Genomic DNA, 16686 nt, shown 5'->3' with positions numbered 1-16686 from the left:
ATGAGTTAAGTGTACAATGTACAGTCAATTTGAAAATTCTGTCGCTAGCGATAGTTCGCGCTCGCCTGCCCCGCAACAGACCCAACCTGCTGGGAAGTACCTTTTGCATTGATTTTATTATATTTTTTTGGAAATAGGAGAGGCATAATTGGCAATTTTCTTTAATTAATATCCTCCCCACTCTGAAAGCAGGGAAGATGAGATTGTATTTTAAATTTAAGCAGCTTTCGTAACAGATTTTTCTAAGACCTGTTTTGCTTCTTTAATGAGAGCTTTGTATTTTCTGTTTTCTTCATCTACTCTGAAGGCATCAAGAAGACGAACATGAATTGGACCCAGAAGATATAAAACTTTTTCACCAGCGTTCATACCTTCCCAATAACTTGGCAAATCAAAGCGCGTATCACGATCATAATCAACAGATTGGTTTCTTAGTTTTTTCTCACACTCAATAAAGTAACGGCGTGCTTGACGTCCTTTCTCATTACGTTCCACCATTGAGAGCTCTTTCGCCATGTCTAATGTGAGATGGTACTCTGTACTTGGACGACCGCCTTGGAGGTTTTCGCCAAAATTGGCGAAAACTATATAATCCTGATTTTTGAGAAAGCTGTATTTGTTAATACGGTCTTTAATCCAATTGGAAAAGTCTCGTTTTACTTCCAAAAACACATGTAGTTCACGCGCATTAACGGTTTGAATAATTTCTTGTCCAACAGCTTGTTCTGATATTTTAATTAGAGTGTTCATCTTATTAGTCCTTTGTTTTATAAGTTAAAGTATCCAGGGCTAAAACAACCGAACTAATACAGCCCTTCGTATCTTTAGGTTACCCTTGGACATACACACGAAGACCCTGGACAAAAACTCTTATGATGGGCAACAGATCTTTCGGGATACTGTTGAACCGATTAGTTACGAGGTGTTTTAAGCCTGCCAATCAGACTATAGCTGTTCACAGAAACTGTCAATTATTTTTTGAAAAATCCTAAAAGTATTGACGTCCTAAGAGGATGCCAGGTGCTAGAAAACACGGTAGATAGTCCGTCGTTATGCTTTTCCCAAAAGGGTATTGTATAGCATAACTACACCCGACGAAGTCATTATATGCGACGAGCATAGAATGAGTCAAAGCCTTAATGTGCGGAGAAGAGATTGTGTCGGCAATCTACCCGCTATCTATCAAGGTGTTTTCTAGGCACCTGATTTAACGATATATGTTTTTTGTGAATCTTGTCAAGCAATAAGATTTCTGTGTGTAATATAGAGATAAAGCTTGAGAACATGATCTAGCCTTTCTTATTGGCGGCATATTCTTGACGAGCAAGTTGGTACTGTATGTTGGCAATTAATCTTTCATTGGCTTTTTTTACAATAGTACTTGCAATCTCTGGCTTGGACATCACCCCAGCAATGGAGGGTCCTTTTTGTTTTGCAATGGGGAATTGATCTCCATCGGCTCTTTGAAACACATTCCCATTCAGCTTTTTTAATTCAACGCGCTTTGGAAAACTCCCACCTTTGATAAAAGCATGGGGTAAGATTTCTTTCTTTCCAAACAGTGTGTAAGTTACGCCGCGTTTTGTTTCGTTTGCTTTAAAAAATTTAAGAGGTATCGGTGTTCCAGAACCAATGATATCTGTCTCAAGAAACCTTGCTGTTGCCTTTTCTTTAATATAAACACCTCTTCTTATACGCTTTATTTGGGCTGATGAGATGTCTGCAACTTGCTTTTCAGTGAAGCGTTCAACTTGTTTTGCTGCAGTGTTTAGAGCATTACGCAGAGCCCAATTAAGGCGTGGTGCTTGAAGACTGGTGAAGGTATCCTTCACCTGTTGAAGATACCATTTTTGGTGGATGATTAACTTCAACTTCTAAGCCTTTTTTGGGGTAGGTGACTTGGAAGCTTTAGATGCTTTTGGCTGTTCGAGTGGAATTTCCTCTGTCACTGGTTCAGACGATGTTTGTACGGCTTCTTGTTTTATCTGCTTAATTTGTTCAACTGCCTTGTCTGTTTTTGCTGTTGTCTTGACTCCAATAAAAGGTTTTACAGCATTAGCGCGCTTGAGACGTGCGTAGACTTGATTGGAAACTTCAACAAATGGATTATTGGGTGTTGATGGTTCAAAGCGAACAGTGCTTTTATTGTCGCCAACAACACACATTGGCTTAGTGATGACAGCTTTCATCATTGCTCCTTTTGAGTCATAATTAATGACATCATTAGTCAAATATTGATTTTTATTCTGTGAAAATTGATTAGCCAGAATTATCAAGAAAACAGGGCTTTCTAGCTACGTTTCAAGTTCACATTTTACTGAATTTTTAGGGATATTTTTGAATTTTAGACACAATACGACTAGTGCAGTACCGTCATTAAATACGATTTTTTACACTATGTCAACAAAAAAAATCATGATCTTGTATTTTTTTTATTTTTTTACCTAAATATGGTGTTTTAAAAGATATTCTTTATTTTCCTTTAACGCAACATTTATGTTGTATTGAAACATTTTAGATGTTATATTATTATAATGAATAGTCAAGAATTGAAAAGATATCTTATAAAGCATGGTTGCAGTTTTACTTCAGGGAAAGGTGGACATTTGCTTGTAAAGCGCGGTTCTAAAAAGTCCGTTTTACCTATGCATGGTACGCGAAAAGAATTAGGAACAGGATTAGTCCAGAAGATTCTTAAAGATCTTGACCTAAAATAAGCCTGAATATGGAGGTGTAAATGAAATATGCAATCAAATTTATCAAAGATGACAATGATACTCTTCTAGTCGTCTCTAAAGACTTTCAGGAATTTATTACCTATGGTAACGATGAAAAAGAGGCTTTGGAACAGGCTAAAAATGCACTTTTAACAGTCATTATGGGGCGTTTTCAAGATCGTGAACCTATTCCCTTTGGACATCGTGATATTGCCTATCCTTTTGTTGAAGTATCTTCATTGGTGACTTTAAAAATTGCAATACATAACGCTATGATTGAAAAAAACTTACGCAAAGCTGATCTCGTACGTCTTTTAAAACTTCATCCAGTACAAATTGACCGATTGTTGGATTTAAACCACGCAACCAAATTAGATGCCTTAGAATCTACTCTCATTGCTCTTGGAAAAGAGGTTGCCATTAATATCCAAGACGCCGCTTGAAAACTACCGGTTTTGCGTAAAATGTTTATAAAGCGCATTAAGAGCAATGCGCAATGAAAGCACAAGGTGTGGTAGTGATTGATCTTCTATGACAAGATACTGTAATGCGGCATGAAGGTTATATTGACGGTGTAAACATTGAGCTTCTTGAACAACATCTTTTACAGCTAAAAGACGTTGTGTTGCCTTCTGTACCCATTTCTCTCTTGCTCCGTTATCAGAAGTTGTAGGCATTTCATCATAAATTGCATTAGGCAATGCTTTTGCACATAGGTAATTGTTTTTCACTTCAAGATATTTTTGCGCAGCATCATATTGGTCTTGATTTATTTCGCCTTGCAAATAAAGCCGCCCGATATAGGTGCCGGAAAGCGGATTTTTAGCCTCTTCTATGGTCAAGTCAAAGCGTTTGGCACGCATTTCAATTGCCAATTTATCCATGGGTTCATGCGGTGTTTTTGCTCGTGAGATACGTCCATTTGGTTCTCTGATACACCCTTTAATCCGAGGACGACCACGTTTTGTACGTTTTTTTCTTTTAGCCATATTTTTTCAATCAGAATGGGACGCTATCGTTAAGAGCTGTTCTATAATCTTGAGCACCTGAAGCGATAGCATAACTTTGAGAAGTAATGGGTGAAGGGGTAGGGGATGCCGATTGAGCTTTCTTTGCATCAAGCAAATACAATTCACCTTTGAATTGTGGTAAGACAATCTCTGTTGTATAACGGTCATGCCCATTTTTATCTTGCCATTTGCGTGTCTGTAATTTTCCTTCTACGTAAACCTTTGAACCTTTGTTGAGATATTGAAGTGCAATTTTTGCCAAATGTGGATTAAAAATCACAACTGAATGCCATTCTGTTTTCTCTACTTTTTGATTGGTCCTTTTATCTGTATAGCTCTCAGAAGTCGCTATACTAAAATTGACTATTTCTGCTCCAGAATTCATTGTTTTGCTTTCGGGATCAGCACCAAGGCGTCCGATTAACGTCACTTTATTTAGCATATTTGTAGCCCCATTAGATTAGCAATTTATACATGAAAAATCTTAGCATAATTTGCATATTTATTCAATTATTTCAGTTTATTAATAACAGTTTTTTTAAGTATTACATTATAATATTATTTGACAAATTATTCATCAAAAAACCATGTCACACAAATGGCACGGCTTTCTTATTTCTGCTTTTAACTTTTCAATAAATATCCTTTCATTAAGAGTCTGTATCAAACTTTTTTGTTCGATTTATTGTTGACTATCGAACCTTTTTGTGCGATATTCATTTTATGAAAAAAGGGGGAGGCTAAATGAAACGAGAAGCACTGCTTAGAGAATTACGTAAAGAAGCCAGAAAAAGAGGCGTTCATTACAGTGAAGCTCCTGATGCAGGCAAAGGGTCACATTATTTGGTAACTTTTGGAGACAAGACAACCGTTATAAAATCTGGTGAATTGACCCCACTTTACGTGAAAATAATAAAAAAGCAGTTGGGGGTATGAGTTACTCTCTCAACGGCTTTAATTTTTCGTTTCAAAAGCATTTTGATCATGGCGAGGAGACCTAAATATGGAATACACGTATCAAGCAAAACTGGAATCTGATCCAGATGGTGGTTTTATTGTAACCTTTCCAGATGTACCAGAAGCAATAACAGCTGGAGAAAATAGAGCAGAGGCATTAGAGAATGCTGTTGAAGCTTTAGGGTTAGCATTACGGAGCTATCCTATGCGCGGTTTACCTTTACCAGTACCACAGCAATATAAAGGTCTTGTAAAGGTCACGGTAGATGCTTGGAATGCTCTTAAACTTGCAGTGGTAGAAGCCTTTAATGAAGCGAATATCACAAAAACAGAATTGGCACATCGTTTGGGTAAAAAAGAAACAGAAGCAAGACGCATTCTTGATCCCAATTATCCAACTAAGCTTCAAACATTAGAGCAAGCACTGAGCGTTCTTGGCAAGCAAGTCGTTATTACAATCAAAAACGCGGCGTGAAACATCCTCTCCACTCTGAAAGTGGAGAAGATGAGATCATATTTTAAACTAAGCAGCTTTTACGACAGATCTTGCTAGAACCTGTTTTGCTTCTTTAATGAGAGCTTTGTATTTTCTGTTTTCTTCATCTACTCTGAAGGCATCAAGAAGACGCATATGAATAGGACCTAAAAGATATAAAACTTTTTCGCCAGCGTTCATACCTTCCCAATAGCTTGGCAAATCAAAGCGCGTATCATTATCATAATTAACAGATTGGCTTTTTAGTTTCTTCTCACACTCAATAAAATAACGGCGTGCTTGACGTCCTTTCTCGTTACGTTCAACCATGGAAAGCTCTTTTGCCATGTCTAGGGTGAGATGATATTCTGTACTTGGACGACCGCCTTTAGGTTTCGGTAAATCTTTACCGAAACTCACAAAGCCTTGATTTTCTTGAGAGGCATTAGGTTTCGCTAAAATTTTAGCGAAACTTATAAAGTCCTTATTTTCTAGGAAACCATACTCCTCAATGCGATTTTTTATCCAATTTCTAAATTCGGATTTTACTTCTAAAAACGTATGCAACTCACGCGCATTTACTGCTTGAACTGTTTCTTGATCAATCGTTTGTTCTGTAATTTTAATGAGAGTGTTCATTATGAACTCCTTGTTGATTAGGCTTTCTATTGACATCCTAAGAGGATGCCGGGTGCTAGAAAACACGGCAACAAGCCCGTCGTTACGCTTTCCCCATAAAGAGTATTGTATAGCGTAACCACACCCGACAATATTATTATACGCATGTAGCATATAATGAGTCAAAGTCTTTAATGTGCGGAAGACTGATTATTTCGGCAACCAATCCGCTTGTTGTTTAAAGGTGTTTTCTAGGCACCTAATATCGAAAATATACATTACAGGAATAATGTCAAGCGGCTTCCGATAGTTTTTTTATGCTCTTGTTGATTTCATCTATGAACGTTGAGAAGAGACAACGTAATCTAAACAGTTTTATAAAATCGGAAACTTTACTATAGCTTTTTAACTGAGCACTGTAGTGTGTAAATAGATATGTTTATTAAACTGCGTGTATGTAACATAAGAAACAATACACAAACTAAAAAAGAATACCAAAGAGCAATATCTGAGTACCAAAGTACAGTATCCAATGGAAAAGAAAGCTTGTAATTCACGTACTTAGAGATGACAGGTAAAGAAACCGTTTCTTTATAACTATTTGGAAAAATTAAAACGATAAGCGCTAAAATTATTATATTTAAAAGTCTGTGCATATACTGTTGTAAATCACGTGTTAGTTTCACCCAACCCGTTGTATCATCATCTTTATATTTTGGATTGCTCTGCAATTCAGAAGGAATATGAGAATTGCATAAAATTGCAAAAACCGCTGTGACTATTACCAAAGAAACAGATGCGAATATCAAAATACTTTGGATAAAGTAGGGATTTTTTTTAATTCCTAAAAAACATAAAAATATAAAAGTTATAATGCCAAACAAGGCTCTTAGCTGCTTATCTGTAAACATATTTATTTCCTACGGTATCTTTTTATCGATTTAAACACATGCCTAATCGTAAAATCATCAGCACTTTTCACTAGTTTGCTGTGGACCAAAGCGTTTCATTATCCCACCAATGCCATTTAAAGTTTCTTCAAGCTCTTGCTTGTGAACAAGCGTAAGGGGGCTTGAATGCTCTTTCTCTGCTTGTTCTTTCAACTCCTTTTCACGGAATCTCAAAACAGCATTGCGTACAAAATTGGCTTTTCTCAAAAGACTGTTTTCTAAATCTCGACACAACCTGACAAGTTCTCGTGTGCTCGGAAAAAACGTATCGGATAAACAATTTATTTCATCACATAAAATCCGTTTGACCACTGTCATCAGTGACCATGCAGAGACATTTTCCAAAACCATTCCATAGGTCAACGCCATTCCCTCATGGTCTGATTGTTGTGCTATTTTCAAACCACACGACAGCATGCGAATAGCTTTTGCTATATCCTCTTTACCTGCTTTCACTGCGAAGAGCTCTTGCAATTGATCACCAGCCTCTAAAGCAATCGACTCCTGCTGTTTCGTTAATTGGCTGCCATCCTTCAAAACAAACGGACCGCTCGGAGGTATCATCGCATGAATGTGTTTCAAAATACCCTCGATTTCCGATATCAAGGAGACTGTCTGCGATACGCTCCCCAATGCTTTTTTGCTTTTGAGTGTAATTTCCATTGTTTCCACCATTGTTGTTCGTGTTTTTCGTTTTTTCTAAACCCTCGATAGCCTTTCGCACCCAGTTTCTCCATGTTGCTTGCCAATCGATTTTGGTTGCATTTGCTCCGGCTTTTGAACGCCAATAATCTCGAAACTTTGCAATTTCGACTTTGACGCGCTCTGGCGGCAAGCCCTCTGCAATGGCAAAATCGTAATCGGGTTCAAAATCCGTAGGCAATCGACAACCGCGATTAGCTTTCGCTCGTTTTGCTTTTTTGGGAACGTTCTCTTGCTCGTGAATGGGAGGTTGGTTTTCTACACCCGTTGTGATTTGCTCTGATGTGGTCTCAACAGCAGCAACTTCTGTTGGCTCGTCAACCAAATCGTTTGTTTCTAAACTTTCAGAACCAATTTCTTTTTTTGCTAAAACGTTAGTTTTAGTTTTTTTATATATATTCTTATTCTGGTTCTTTATAGCTTGATTTTGCTTAGCATTTGCTTCATTTTGCTTAGCATTTGCTTCAGCAAAATTATTAACATGTTGTTTTGTATTATTTTTTGCTTGCGCACCTTTTTTACCAGCTTCACTACGAACTTGCGATATGTGCTCTTTTTTATCAGAAAAATCTTTTAGTTCTTCTTCAACGCGCGTATTCCACAATCCATTATCTGTCTCAACAAGTTTATTATTTCTCATGAGATATTCGACAATAGCTGCAAATTTTTTCTGCGAACAATGACAAACGCGTGCAAGCGTTTGAAAATCTGTTTTAAGTGGTTCTTTTTTTTCATACATGCAAACGAGAAGGGTTATATAAACCCCCCGTTGTTCAGATGTCATTCCATTTGTACCACTTATCCAGTCATACAAATGGAATCTTATCCATGGCATACCATTAGACATGCGCATCCCCTTCTTTCATTAAATATAAATTAGTGATCATAATCCCCCCCTTAAGGCTGTTGCCTATTTATGCGTGAGCTGTGACAGAGCGCGTAGTCATAAGTTAAAAAAAATGAACTCACTCAATTCAAAAATACACTGCATGCTTCATCTCGTTGCATTCAATGTATAGACCGATTATATTTCTGAAAATTATCTATAAGATACTTTTTAAAACCATATGCGTCACTATATGCCCTGATGGACAATGAAGCTCCTAAAGTGCTTTGAGCTATCAAATTATCATTTGCATCAAGAGAAAAATTCCAATCAGAATCGCTAAAAACAATTGTGCTGCCGTCTGGAAAATCCATCTCTTTTATTGAATCTTTCAAAATGTGAAAAGTGTAATATGGTCTTTGCAATACCTTTGTAGAGCTTTGCATTTTTTTATGAGAGACATAAAAACAAAAAATCGTGATTACATTGGTCGTAAAAAGCATAATAATCGCTGCTAAACCGTAATCCATTTTATTTTCTTTCTCTACCTATTATTGTACCAGTGAACAAATACAATTATATTCAAAACGATAACCGATATGGACAGCAATGATATTGCTAAACCGTAATCCATTTTTATTTCCTTTCTTCCTATTATTTTTGCCTGTTTAAGAATGTGAATGGTGCTGTTGATGTTCATTACTATCTGTAGGAGCAGAAATAAAAGCAGAACTAGAGCTGGAACTATCTTTCAACTTTTGCAGCTTTAAATAACTATTTAAAGATAGTCCTTTGCCTTGTTCCCAACGACAAACAGAAGCTTGCTTAACACCTAAAATATCTGCTAATTCCTTTTGTGTTAGCGATAAACACTTTCGGATAGATTTAATCTTTAATTTTTCCTCTGTGTCCATTTGAGTTAAGCTCCTTAATTTTAACCATATACGCAATTGTATAGAGTTAATTAAAAAAAACAATAGATTTTTTTAATTTTAAAATCATAAGTAACTAATTATGACGAAAAATATCATTGCGACATTGCAAGTATTGCAATCTGAGTTTGGTCTTAATCAAAAAGATCTTGCCGATAGATTAAATGTAACCCAAGCGACCGTGTCAAGATGGTTAGGAAGTGAATCAGATCCCAGAGGTTCACACAGAGACGCAATTTTAGAACTTTATAAAAGCTTAAAAGGTTATAATCAAATTACTACAGTTGTTCCTGTTATGGGGTATGTAGGAGCAGGATTAGAGATTGATACCGATGTTGAGCAAATCCCAGAAGATGGGCTTGAAACAATCGAAATACCATTTGATTTGCCTTTTGAAACAATAGGATTCATGGTTCGTGGAGATTCCATGTATCCCGTGTATAAAGATGGTGATTTAATCGTAGTTAAACATCTGCAAACAAAGCCAATGAGCGATTATTACGGTGATGAAGTTGTCGTTCTAACAGAAGATAATAGGCGTTTTATCAAACAAATTACTCGCTCTTCAGAGGGCATTGTACTCAAATCATGGAATGCGCTACCAATTAAAAATGCAAAGATAAAATGGGTTGGAGAAATAGTTGCAATATTACCGCGCAAATCCTATCGTCTACTTATGAAATAATCCCAATAAAGTTTTTGATTCTATTGCTTGTGAAGATGGCATTTAAGTGAAAATGCAAAAAAAATGAAATATATGCGATTTTTTGCTTGCTTGTATTTATACATTTACGTATAAGTAATTATACAAACCACGCACAAACAATCGCCAAGAGGCGTTAGGGAGGAAAAATTATGGAAAATCCAATTCTTATAAATTCTGATGAAATCTTATTAGTTATCTATGATGATGATCAAAACATTGGTCGGTCGGGACCACTGGATGAAAGCCAAGTTCTAAAAATTATTGATGAGGCAGATGATGCAATCCAAATCTTTCGCATCAATCCTTCTGAGAATAATTGTGAAGATATCTCTGAAGAAATTGCAGAAGTATATGTAAAAGAAAATATCGAACATCTCCATGAGGATAGTGAGGTTCATGACTTTGTACGCGAAAGTGATGCTTACCAAGAACTTTTAGAAGAGATCGCAGACGAAAAATATAATGATGAGATTTACGGTACTTACGAACAACAACACCGTTTGCGTCCTTGTGATGTGCTTTAAAATCTAAGGGCGTTTTAAAGACGCCCCTTTCAATCCCACCAATATGAGGTCTGTAATGGAAAAGCTTCTTGCTACTCAATACAATATTATTCAGCATCAAAAGGTTCAAACTATTAGCGCTCGTGATTTATATACCTTTTTAGAGGTAAAAACCGAGTTTAGAAAGTGGATAACAAACTGTATTAAAGAACTTAGCTTTAGAGAAGATGTCGACTTTGTACTTTCTACTAAAGAATTATCAAACTCCTCACGTGGAAATCCTTTTAAAGATTATGCTCTCACTTTAGACACAGCAAAACACATTGCCATTTGTGAACCTGGTCTCAAAGGTAAACAAGTGCGTGAATATTTTCTGAAATGCGAAAAAAAAGCAAATTCAAAAATCGATTATTCAAATCCTGAAACATTAGAAGATTTCTTAAGACATCTAAGACAGCAAATTAAGCAGAATGACAATGTTGTCACAGCGAACGGAGTGAAGCATGCGTAATTTTATTACAACATCTGAAAGCAATTTTCAAAACACAACAATTCCAACCATGTCTAGTCGTGAAATTGCAGAATTGTGTAGTAAACAACATAAACACGTTATGCGTGATATTAAGCAAATGCTTGAAGAGTTGCACTCTAAAAGTACTGAGCCCAAATTTGGGCTGAGTGAATTTGTAGGTTTTTACAAAGATTCAACTGGTCGCACTCTCCCTTGTTACAACCTTCCTAAACGTGAATGCCTCATTTTAGTTTCGGGTTACAGCATGACATTACGCGCTAGGATTATAGACCGTTGGCAAGAATTGGAAAAGCAAGCAGTAACACCACAAATCGACTATTCAAGTCCAAAGGCTATGATTGGCTTTTTGAATTACCTACAAGGTCAAATAGATCAAAAAGACACCATCATTGAAGATTTAACACCAAAAGCCATGGCTCTTGAAAGCTTACAGCGCCATGATGGACTCTTTGGTCTTACAGAAGCCGCTAAAATACTTGAGATGCAACCAAAACAATTCATTCAATTCTTACAGAAAAAAGGTTGGGTTTACAGACGAGCAGCAGGTGGAAATTTGCTTCCTTATCAAGACAAAATCCAAAAGAAACTTATGGATTGTCCAACCATCACACTTCAAACCGCAAGTGGAATAGAAAAGGTCATTCCTTGCGCAAAAATCACAGCAAAAGGAATTGGTGTGCTGTCTCAAGAGCTTAAAAGACAAAGCATGCATTAATTAAGGAATGCAATAATGGAAAAGAAATACGAATTTACTAATAAAATCGATATGATTTATTTGCGTCAATTTTCAAACTTTTTAATTGACAAAATAATATCAGTATGTCTATTGTCGAATCAGGTGCTTGAAAAACACCTTAAATGCATAGCGGATGAATTGCCGAAACAGTTTATTTTCCGCACATTAAAGGCTTTGACTCGTTGTATGTTACACGCATATAATGATCTTGTCGGGTGTAGTTACGCTATACAATACTCTTTATGGGGAAAGCGTAACGACGGACTATGCACCGTGTTTTTCAGCACCCGGCATCCTTTATTGGATGTCAATGAAAAACATCTAACTGCATAGGAGTTCATTATGAACACTCTTATTAAAATTACAGAACAAACAATTGATCAGGAAACAGTTCAAACTGTTAATGCGCGTGACTTGCATACATTTTTGGAAAGCAAACAAGATTTCTCTACTTGGATAAAAAAACGCATCATTGCTTATTCTTTTCTTGAAAGGCAAGATTTTATTCGCTTCCACAAAAAAATGGAAGCAAACAATGCTATAGCAGTAGAATATCATCTCACCTTAGATATGGCGAAAGAGCTTTCCATGGTTGAACGTAATAAGAAAGGACGACAGGCACGCCGTTATTTTATTGAGTGTGAGAAGAAACTAAAAAGCCAATCTGTTAATTATGATAATGATACGCGCTTTGATTTGCCAAGCTATTGGGAAGGTATGAACGCTGGCGAAAAAGTTTTATATCTTTTAGATCCAATTCATGTGCGTCTTCTTGATGCCTTCAGAGTAGATGAAGAAAACAGAAAATATAAAGCTCTCATTAAAGAAGCAAAACAAGTCTTAGAAAGATCTGTCGTAAAAGCTGCTTAGTTTAAAATATGATTTCATTTCCTCGTCTTTTTAGACGGGGAGGTGGTCAATATCACACAGTCTCTAGAAACAGGATTGTAACAACCAACCAACTTTTTAACACAAGCGTGATTCACGCCACGGGGGAATTGCGCTCAAATAGGAGGAAATCAAGATGAGGGAACAAAACACTAACCTAACAGAAATTGAAGAACCACATCATTTAGCCGTCGAACAAACTGCTATGGAACGCATTTTAAATAAAGCCTTAGGAAATGACGTCGATATGGATCGTCTCGAGCGTCTCATTGCCTTACGAGAAAAAGAAATAGAACGACAAAACTACGAAAGATTTGCCAGTGATCTTTCGAATATGCAAATAGAATATCAAAAAATACAAAAAAACTCTACAAACACCCATACAAACAGCCAATATGCAACCCTTGACCAGTACATTGATGCTGTAAAAAACACTCTTGCAAAACACCGATTTGCTTTGTTTTCTCGTATCAAAGAACAGAGTTCAGACAATATAATTATAGAAATGACTTTGACGCATCCGTCTGGAAATAAAATCTCAACAGAAGGAAAGTTTCCTTATGACACTAAAGGATGCAAATCAAATATACAATCGGTTGGTTCTGCAATCACATACGCACGCAGATATCTGTTAGGTATGCTTCTTAATGTCGTGAGTGAAGATGACGATACGGATGGGAACACACCTCTTAAAAAGGCTTTTCCACAACAGATCAATGAAATCAGAAGACTCATCGTACAAACCCAAGCAGAAGAAGAAAAAATACTTGCTTATGTCGACGTCAAAAAGCTTGACGATATGTCTGAAGGACAAGCACAAACGGTATTGCATCTTTTGAAAAAGAAACAAAACAAGCAAAAGGTAGAAACAGATTCTACTATACAAGATGCCGATATAGCAACGCCACAAGAGCAACAAACGGCGGTGTGAGATGAAACAAAGAACAGCAGAATGGTTTCAAGCGCGCTTGGGTAAAGTCACTGCTTCAAACGTTTACAACGTACTCAGTAAGACAGCAAAAGGTTTGCCTACAAGTAAATATGAAGACTACAAAATCAAACTCATGACAGAACGCTTAATAGAGGGAATAAGCCAATCTTATACAACAGCGGCTATGCAATGGGGCATTGAACATGAAGAGAATGCCTTGAGAGAATATGAATTCATTTATGACACAGAAGTCACAAGATGCGGGTTTATCCCACACCCAAAAATGAAAATGGCGGGTGCAAGTCCTGATGGGTTCATTGGAGAGGACGGCTTAGTTGAGGTCAAATGCCCACAATCAACCACGCATTTGCGCTTCTTTATATATGACGAAATCAAGCCTGAATATATCGCACAGATGCAATTCCAAATGGCTTGTACAGGACGAAAGTGGTGTCATTTCATGAGCTATAATCCAAACTTTGTAGGCAGATCTACTGGTTTGAGAATGAAAATCAAACGCATCAACCGTGATGAGCAATACATTGAAGAGATTAATAAAGCTGTCGAAATCTTTTTAGGGGAAATAGAACAAGAGATGCAAAAGATTTTGGCAAAAGCTGCTTAAACCTATGGGGGTGCTCTCTCCTCCCAGCACCCCCACCCATTTACTAAGGAAATTAAACGTGTGTAACACCAAACATATTATCATACAGCCTGCTAAAGATGAGGAATTTTGTTTTTTTACCATTGGCTATGAAGGTAAGTCCCTTGAGAATTATCTTAGTTGTCTCATAGAAAACAATATCAAAACTTTATGTGATGTTCGTAAAAATCCAATAAGTAGAAAACACGGATTTTCGAAAAGACAATTAGAGGAAGCTGTGAGCAATATTGATATTGAATATATGCATATGCCTGAACTTGGAATTGCTTCTGAAAAACGAAGAAATTTGAAAACACAAAAAGATTATGACCGCCTTTTTGAAGATTATCAAAATACAACTCTCAAGAATAATTCTTGTGCAATAAACAAATTATATAAAATGTTTTTAAACAAAAAGCGCGTTGCAATCACCTGTTTTGAAGCCAATGTATGCATGTGTCATAGAGGACAACTCGCATTAGCTCTTACTCAATTGCCTGATTGGAAATATGAAATTAAGCACATCTAAAAAATAAACTTGCAAATTTTTAAAAGTTGGAGTGCTTCACATGCCTTCCAGCACTCCCACCCATTTAATTAATATAAAAAAGAGAAAGGTAATGAGATGATATTTGATGATGGAGATAGATATGTAACGACACGTGAGTGTGCACAGCTTTTTAGTGTATCCACAACAACGATTCGCAATTGGGTGCTTCAGGGGTTGTTTCCGGAGCCATATAAGCTAGGGAGAGCAGTGAGATGGAGAAAAAAAGAGATCTTAGACTTCACTCCAAAGAAAAATAAGGAGCAAATAAGAACAAATTAGGTAAAATTATATAAACTGTAGAAGGTGGTCTAAAAGGTGGTCTGAAAATGGCTATTTAAAGAAAAAATCTATATATTTCAATATGTTTAAGAAATAAAATGGTGCCCCCAGAGAGACTCGAACTCCCGACCCCCTGATTACAAATCAGGTGCTCTACCAACTGAGCTATAAGGGCGTAACCATGTAGGGGTTAGCACAAACTAACAAAAAGGAAAACAGAAAATTATTAAATTTTATGCATATTAAAAGAAAACTATATAAAAAATAACCAATTTATTTCCTTTTTCCACTTTTTACAGCAAGGTTGGAACTATCCTTATGTTGATATCTTATAGAGTCTTTTATAAGAATGCACCGTTTTGCTATCGAATTACGAATCTGAAGACTTTGATTGATGAGCAAGGTAATTTTCTAGCCAGTGAATATTATAATTACCATCAGCAACATCTTGATTATTAATAAGATCGCGAAAAAGAGGTAGTGTAGTTTTTATCCCATCGACGACAAATTCATCTAAAGCACGCCGTAAACGCATCATACATTCTAAACGGGTACGTCCATGAACAATTAGCTTTCCAATCATGCTATCATAGTAAGGAGGGATACGATAACCTGAATAAGCGCCTGAATCAACACGAATCCCTAAACCTCCAGGTGTATGAAAATGTGTAATGGTTCCAGGTGATGGCGTAAAGTTAATGGGATCTTCTGCATTAATACGGCATTCAATGGCATGACCAGAAAAACAGACTTCATCTTGTGTTACCGAAAGTTTACAGCCTGATGCAATATGGATTTGTTCGTGGACTAAATCTATACCTGTAATTGCTTCAGTTACAGGATGCTCGACTTGTAAACGTGTATTCATTTCAATAAAATAAAATTCGCCATTTTCATAAAGAAATTCAATAGTACCAGCTCCACGATATCCAAGTTGAGCACAGGCATTTGCAACAATATTTCCAATTTTTTTCCGTTCAGTTTCATTAAGTGCAGGTGACGTAGCTTCTTCCCATACTTTTTGATGCCGTCGTTGAAGTGAACAATCGCGTTCTCCTAAATGAATAGCATTTCCCGCACCATCACCTATAACTTGAATTTCAATATGACGAGGTTTTTCTAAATATTTTTCTATGTAAACAGCGTCATCACCAAAAGCAGCTTTCGCTTCTGAACGCGTTGTTTTGAGAGCTATAGAAAATTCTTGTTCAGAATGAACGACTTTCATACCACGTCCGCCACCACCGGCAGAAGCTTTTATAATAACTGGATAACCAATTTCACGAGCAGTGCGTAAAGCATCTGATTCTTCAGTGACTGCTCCATCTGAACCTGGAACTACAGGAATACCAAGTTTTTTGGCGGTTTTCTTTGCTTCGATTTTATCGCCCATGATGCGGATATGAGTAGCTGTTGGACCGATGAATGTAATATCATGGGCTTCTAGAACATCTGCAAATTTTGCATTTTCAGAAAGAAAGCCATAACCTGGATGAACAGCATCCGCTCCTGTAATTTCACAAGCAGCAATAATTTGCTGAATACTCAAATAAGAATCACGAGCGGGAGGAGGGCCAATACAAACACTTTCGTCAGCAAGACGAACATGCATTGCATCTGCATCAGCGGTAGAGTGAACAGCCACGGTTTTTATGCCAAGTTCTTTACATGCACGTAAAACGCGAAGAGCAATTTCTCCTCGATTAGCAATGAGGATTTTTCGAATCATGG

The 16686-nt window shown here is 36.8% G+C and carries 25 protein-coding genes and 1 tRNA gene; 13 read left to right on the top strand and 13 right to left on the bottom strand.

The features are described 5' to 3' along the window. Positions 1–216: 216 nt before the first annotated feature. The 3 genes from ACFINM_RS05030 to ACFINM_RS05020 all read right to left on the bottom strand — a co-directional run bounded on the left by ACFINM_RS05030 (position 217) and on the right by ACFINM_RS05020 (position 2189). Entirely contained in the window at positions 217–750 is a 534-nt protein-coding gene (locus ACFINM_RS05030) for an antA/AntB antirepressor family protein (RefSeq protein WP_375640826.1), read from the bottom strand. Between the two features lie 539 nt (positions 751–1289). After that, on the bottom strand, positions 1290–1871 hold the full coding sequence (locus ACFINM_RS05025) for a hypothetical protein (protein WP_375640825.1): 582 nt from the start codon (positions 1869–1871) through the stop codon (positions 1290–1292). Between the two features lie 3 nt (positions 1872–1874). Continuing rightward, positions 1875–2189, bottom strand: a complete 315-nt coding sequence (locus ACFINM_RS05020) for a hypothetical protein (protein WP_375640824.1) — start codon at positions 2187–2189, stop codon at positions 1875–1877. Positions 2190–2534: 345 nt separating this feature from the next. On the opposite strand from ACFINM_RS05020, the gene ACFINM_RS05015 reads away from it, so the two are divergent. Together ACFINM_RS05015 and ACFINM_RS05010 are read left to right on the top strand one after the other, a co-directional pair. After that, complete coding sequence (locus ACFINM_RS05015; RefSeq protein WP_006589116.1) at positions 2535–2717, top strand: type II toxin-antitoxin system HicA family toxin; 183 nt, start codon at positions 2535–2537, stop codon at positions 2715–2717. Between the two features lie 20 nt (positions 2718–2737). Continuing rightward, the gene (locus ACFINM_RS05010; protein WP_375624121.1) at positions 2738–3160 is read left to right on the top strand and encodes a type II toxin-antitoxin system HicB family antitoxin; all 423 of its coding nucleotides are present in this window, start codon (positions 2738–2740) and stop codon (positions 3158–3160) included. Between the two features lie 3 nt (positions 3161–3163). Here the strand turns inward: ACFINM_RS05010 and ACFINM_RS05005 are convergent, their stop codons facing one another. Beyond that, a complete protein-coding gene (locus ACFINM_RS05005; RefSeq protein WP_375640823.1) occupies positions 3164–3706 on the bottom strand; it encodes a hypothetical protein in 543 nt (180 codons plus the stop codon). A 10-nt stretch (positions 3707–3716) separates the two neighbouring features. Next, positions 3717–4169, bottom strand: coding sequence for a single-stranded DNA-binding protein (ssb, locus tag ACFINM_RS05000; RefSeq protein WP_375640822.1), 453 nt, complete (start codon positions 4167–4169; stop codon positions 3717–3719). A 302-nt stretch (positions 4170–4471) separates the two neighbouring features. On the opposite strand from ssb, the gene ACFINM_RS04995 reads away from it, so the two are divergent. Then, entirely contained in the window at positions 4472–4663 is a 192-nt protein-coding gene (locus ACFINM_RS04995; protein ID WP_019220281.1) for a hypothetical protein, read from the top strand. Between the two features lie 67 nt (positions 4664–4730). After that, the gene (locus ACFINM_RS04990; RefSeq protein ID WP_375640821.1) at positions 4731–5159 is read left to right on the top strand and encodes a type II toxin-antitoxin system HicB family antitoxin; all 429 of its coding nucleotides are present in this window, start codon (positions 4731–4733) and stop codon (positions 5157–5159) included. A gap of 48 nt (positions 5160–5207) precedes the next feature. Here the strand turns inward: ACFINM_RS04990 and ACFINM_RS04985 are convergent, their stop codons facing one another. From ACFINM_RS04985 to ACFINM_RS04960, 6 genes are all read right to left on the bottom strand, one after another. Continuing rightward, positions 5208–5798 (bottom strand): antA/AntB antirepressor family protein, encoded by a 591-nt coding sequence (locus ACFINM_RS04985; protein ID WP_375640820.1) that lies wholly within the window; start codon positions 5796–5798, stop codon positions 5208–5210. A 374-nt stretch (positions 5799–6172) separates the two neighbouring features. Beyond that, positions 6173–6688, bottom strand: a complete 516-nt coding sequence (locus ACFINM_RS04980; protein WP_375640819.1) for a hypothetical protein — start codon at positions 6686–6688, stop codon at positions 6173–6175. A 57-nt stretch (positions 6689–6745) separates the two neighbouring features. Further along, positions 6746–7264, bottom strand: coding sequence for a hypothetical protein (locus ACFINM_RS04975; RefSeq protein ID WP_375640818.1), 519 nt, complete (start codon positions 7262–7264; stop codon positions 6746–6748). Continuing rightward, positions 7206–8276 (bottom strand): DUF1376 domain-containing protein, encoded by a 1071-nt coding sequence (locus tag ACFINM_RS04970; RefSeq protein ID WP_375640817.1) that lies wholly within the window; start codon positions 8274–8276, stop codon positions 7206–7208. Before ACFINM_RS04970 ends, ACFINM_RS04975 begins: the two co-directional genes overlap by 59 nt. 161 nt (positions 8277–8437) lie before the next feature. Then, positions 8438–8785 carry a hypothetical protein gene (locus ACFINM_RS04965; RefSeq protein WP_375640816.1) on the bottom strand — a complete coding sequence of 116 codons (348 nt, stop codon included), beginning with the start codon at positions 8783–8785 and terminating at the stop codon, positions 8438–8440. Positions 8786–8923: 138 nt separating this feature from the next. Next, on the bottom strand, positions 8924–9169 hold the full coding sequence (locus ACFINM_RS04960; protein ID WP_375635094.1) for a helix-turn-helix transcriptional regulator: 246 nt from the start codon (positions 9167–9169) through the stop codon (positions 8924–8926). A gap of 100 nt (positions 9170–9269) precedes the next feature. On the opposite strand from ACFINM_RS04960, the gene ACFINM_RS04955 reads away from it, so the two are divergent. The 9 genes from ACFINM_RS04955 (at position 9270) to ACFINM_RS04915 (ending at position 14955) form a co-directional block, all read left to right on the top strand. Beyond that, positions 9270–9872 (top strand): S24 family peptidase, encoded by a 603-nt coding sequence (locus ACFINM_RS04955; protein WP_375613929.1) that lies wholly within the window; start codon positions 9270–9272, stop codon positions 9870–9872. Positions 9873–10042: 170 nt separating this feature from the next. Next, positions 10043–10417, top strand: coding sequence for a hypothetical protein (locus tag ACFINM_RS04950; RefSeq protein ID WP_375640815.1), 375 nt, complete (start codon positions 10043–10045; stop codon positions 10415–10417). A 55-nt stretch (positions 10418–10472) separates the two neighbouring features. Continuing rightward, positions 10473–10907 carry an antA/AntB antirepressor family protein gene (locus ACFINM_RS04945; RefSeq protein ID WP_375627578.1) on the top strand — a complete coding sequence of 145 codons (435 nt, stop codon included), beginning with the start codon at positions 10473–10475 and terminating at the stop codon, positions 10905–10907. Beyond that, entirely contained in the window at positions 10900–11643 is a 744-nt protein-coding gene (locus ACFINM_RS04940; protein ID WP_375640814.1) for a Rha family transcriptional regulator, read from the top strand. The genes ACFINM_RS04945 and ACFINM_RS04940 overlap by 8 nt, the downstream gene beginning before the upstream one ends. Before the next feature lie 363 nt (positions 11644–12006). Further along, positions 12007–12534 (top strand): antA/AntB antirepressor family protein, encoded by a 528-nt coding sequence (locus ACFINM_RS04935; protein WP_375640813.1) that lies wholly within the window; start codon positions 12007–12009, stop codon positions 12532–12534. 154 nt (positions 12535–12688) lie between these two features. After that, positions 12689–13483: an ERF family protein gene (locus ACFINM_RS04930; protein ID WP_375640812.1), complete on the top strand. Its 795-nt coding sequence runs from the start codon at positions 12689–12691 to the stop codon at positions 13481–13483. A gap of 1 nt (position 13484) precedes the next feature. Then, positions 13485–14108, top strand: coding sequence for a lambda exonuclease family protein (locus ACFINM_RS04925; protein ID WP_375640811.1), 624 nt, complete (start codon positions 13485–13487; stop codon positions 14106–14108). 58 nt (positions 14109–14166) lie between these two features. Further along, on the top strand, positions 14167–14655 hold the full coding sequence (locus ACFINM_RS04920; RefSeq protein WP_375613983.1) for a DUF488 family protein: 489 nt from the start codon (positions 14167–14169) through the stop codon (positions 14653–14655). Positions 14656–14751: 96 nt separating this feature from the next. Further along, a complete protein-coding gene (locus ACFINM_RS04915; RefSeq protein WP_273790351.1) occupies positions 14752–14955 on the top strand; it encodes an AlpA family transcriptional regulator in 204 nt (67 codons plus the stop codon). Positions 14956–15054: 99 nt separating this feature from the next. Here the strand turns inward: ACFINM_RS04915 and ACFINM_RS04910 are convergent. Both ACFINM_RS04910 and accC read right to left on the bottom strand, forming a co-directional pair. Then, positions 15055–15130 (bottom strand) — tRNA-Thr (locus ACFINM_RS04910). Between the two features lie 195 nt (positions 15131–15325). Further along, positions 15326–16684, bottom strand: a complete 1359-nt coding sequence (gene accC / locus ACFINM_RS04905) for an acetyl-CoA carboxylase biotin carboxylase subunit (protein ID WP_375613402.1) — start codon at positions 16682–16684, stop codon at positions 15326–15328. Positions 16685–16686: the final 2 nt, after the last annotated feature.

It is taken from the genome of Bartonella sp. AA168HLJHH, from assembly GCF_042197365.1.
Lineage (GTDB): Bacteria > Pseudomonadota > Alphaproteobacteria > Rhizobiales > Rhizobiaceae > Bartonella.
Note: the sequence above shows the minus strand (reverse complement) of the source record. Positions and strands in the feature narration are given on the sequence as shown.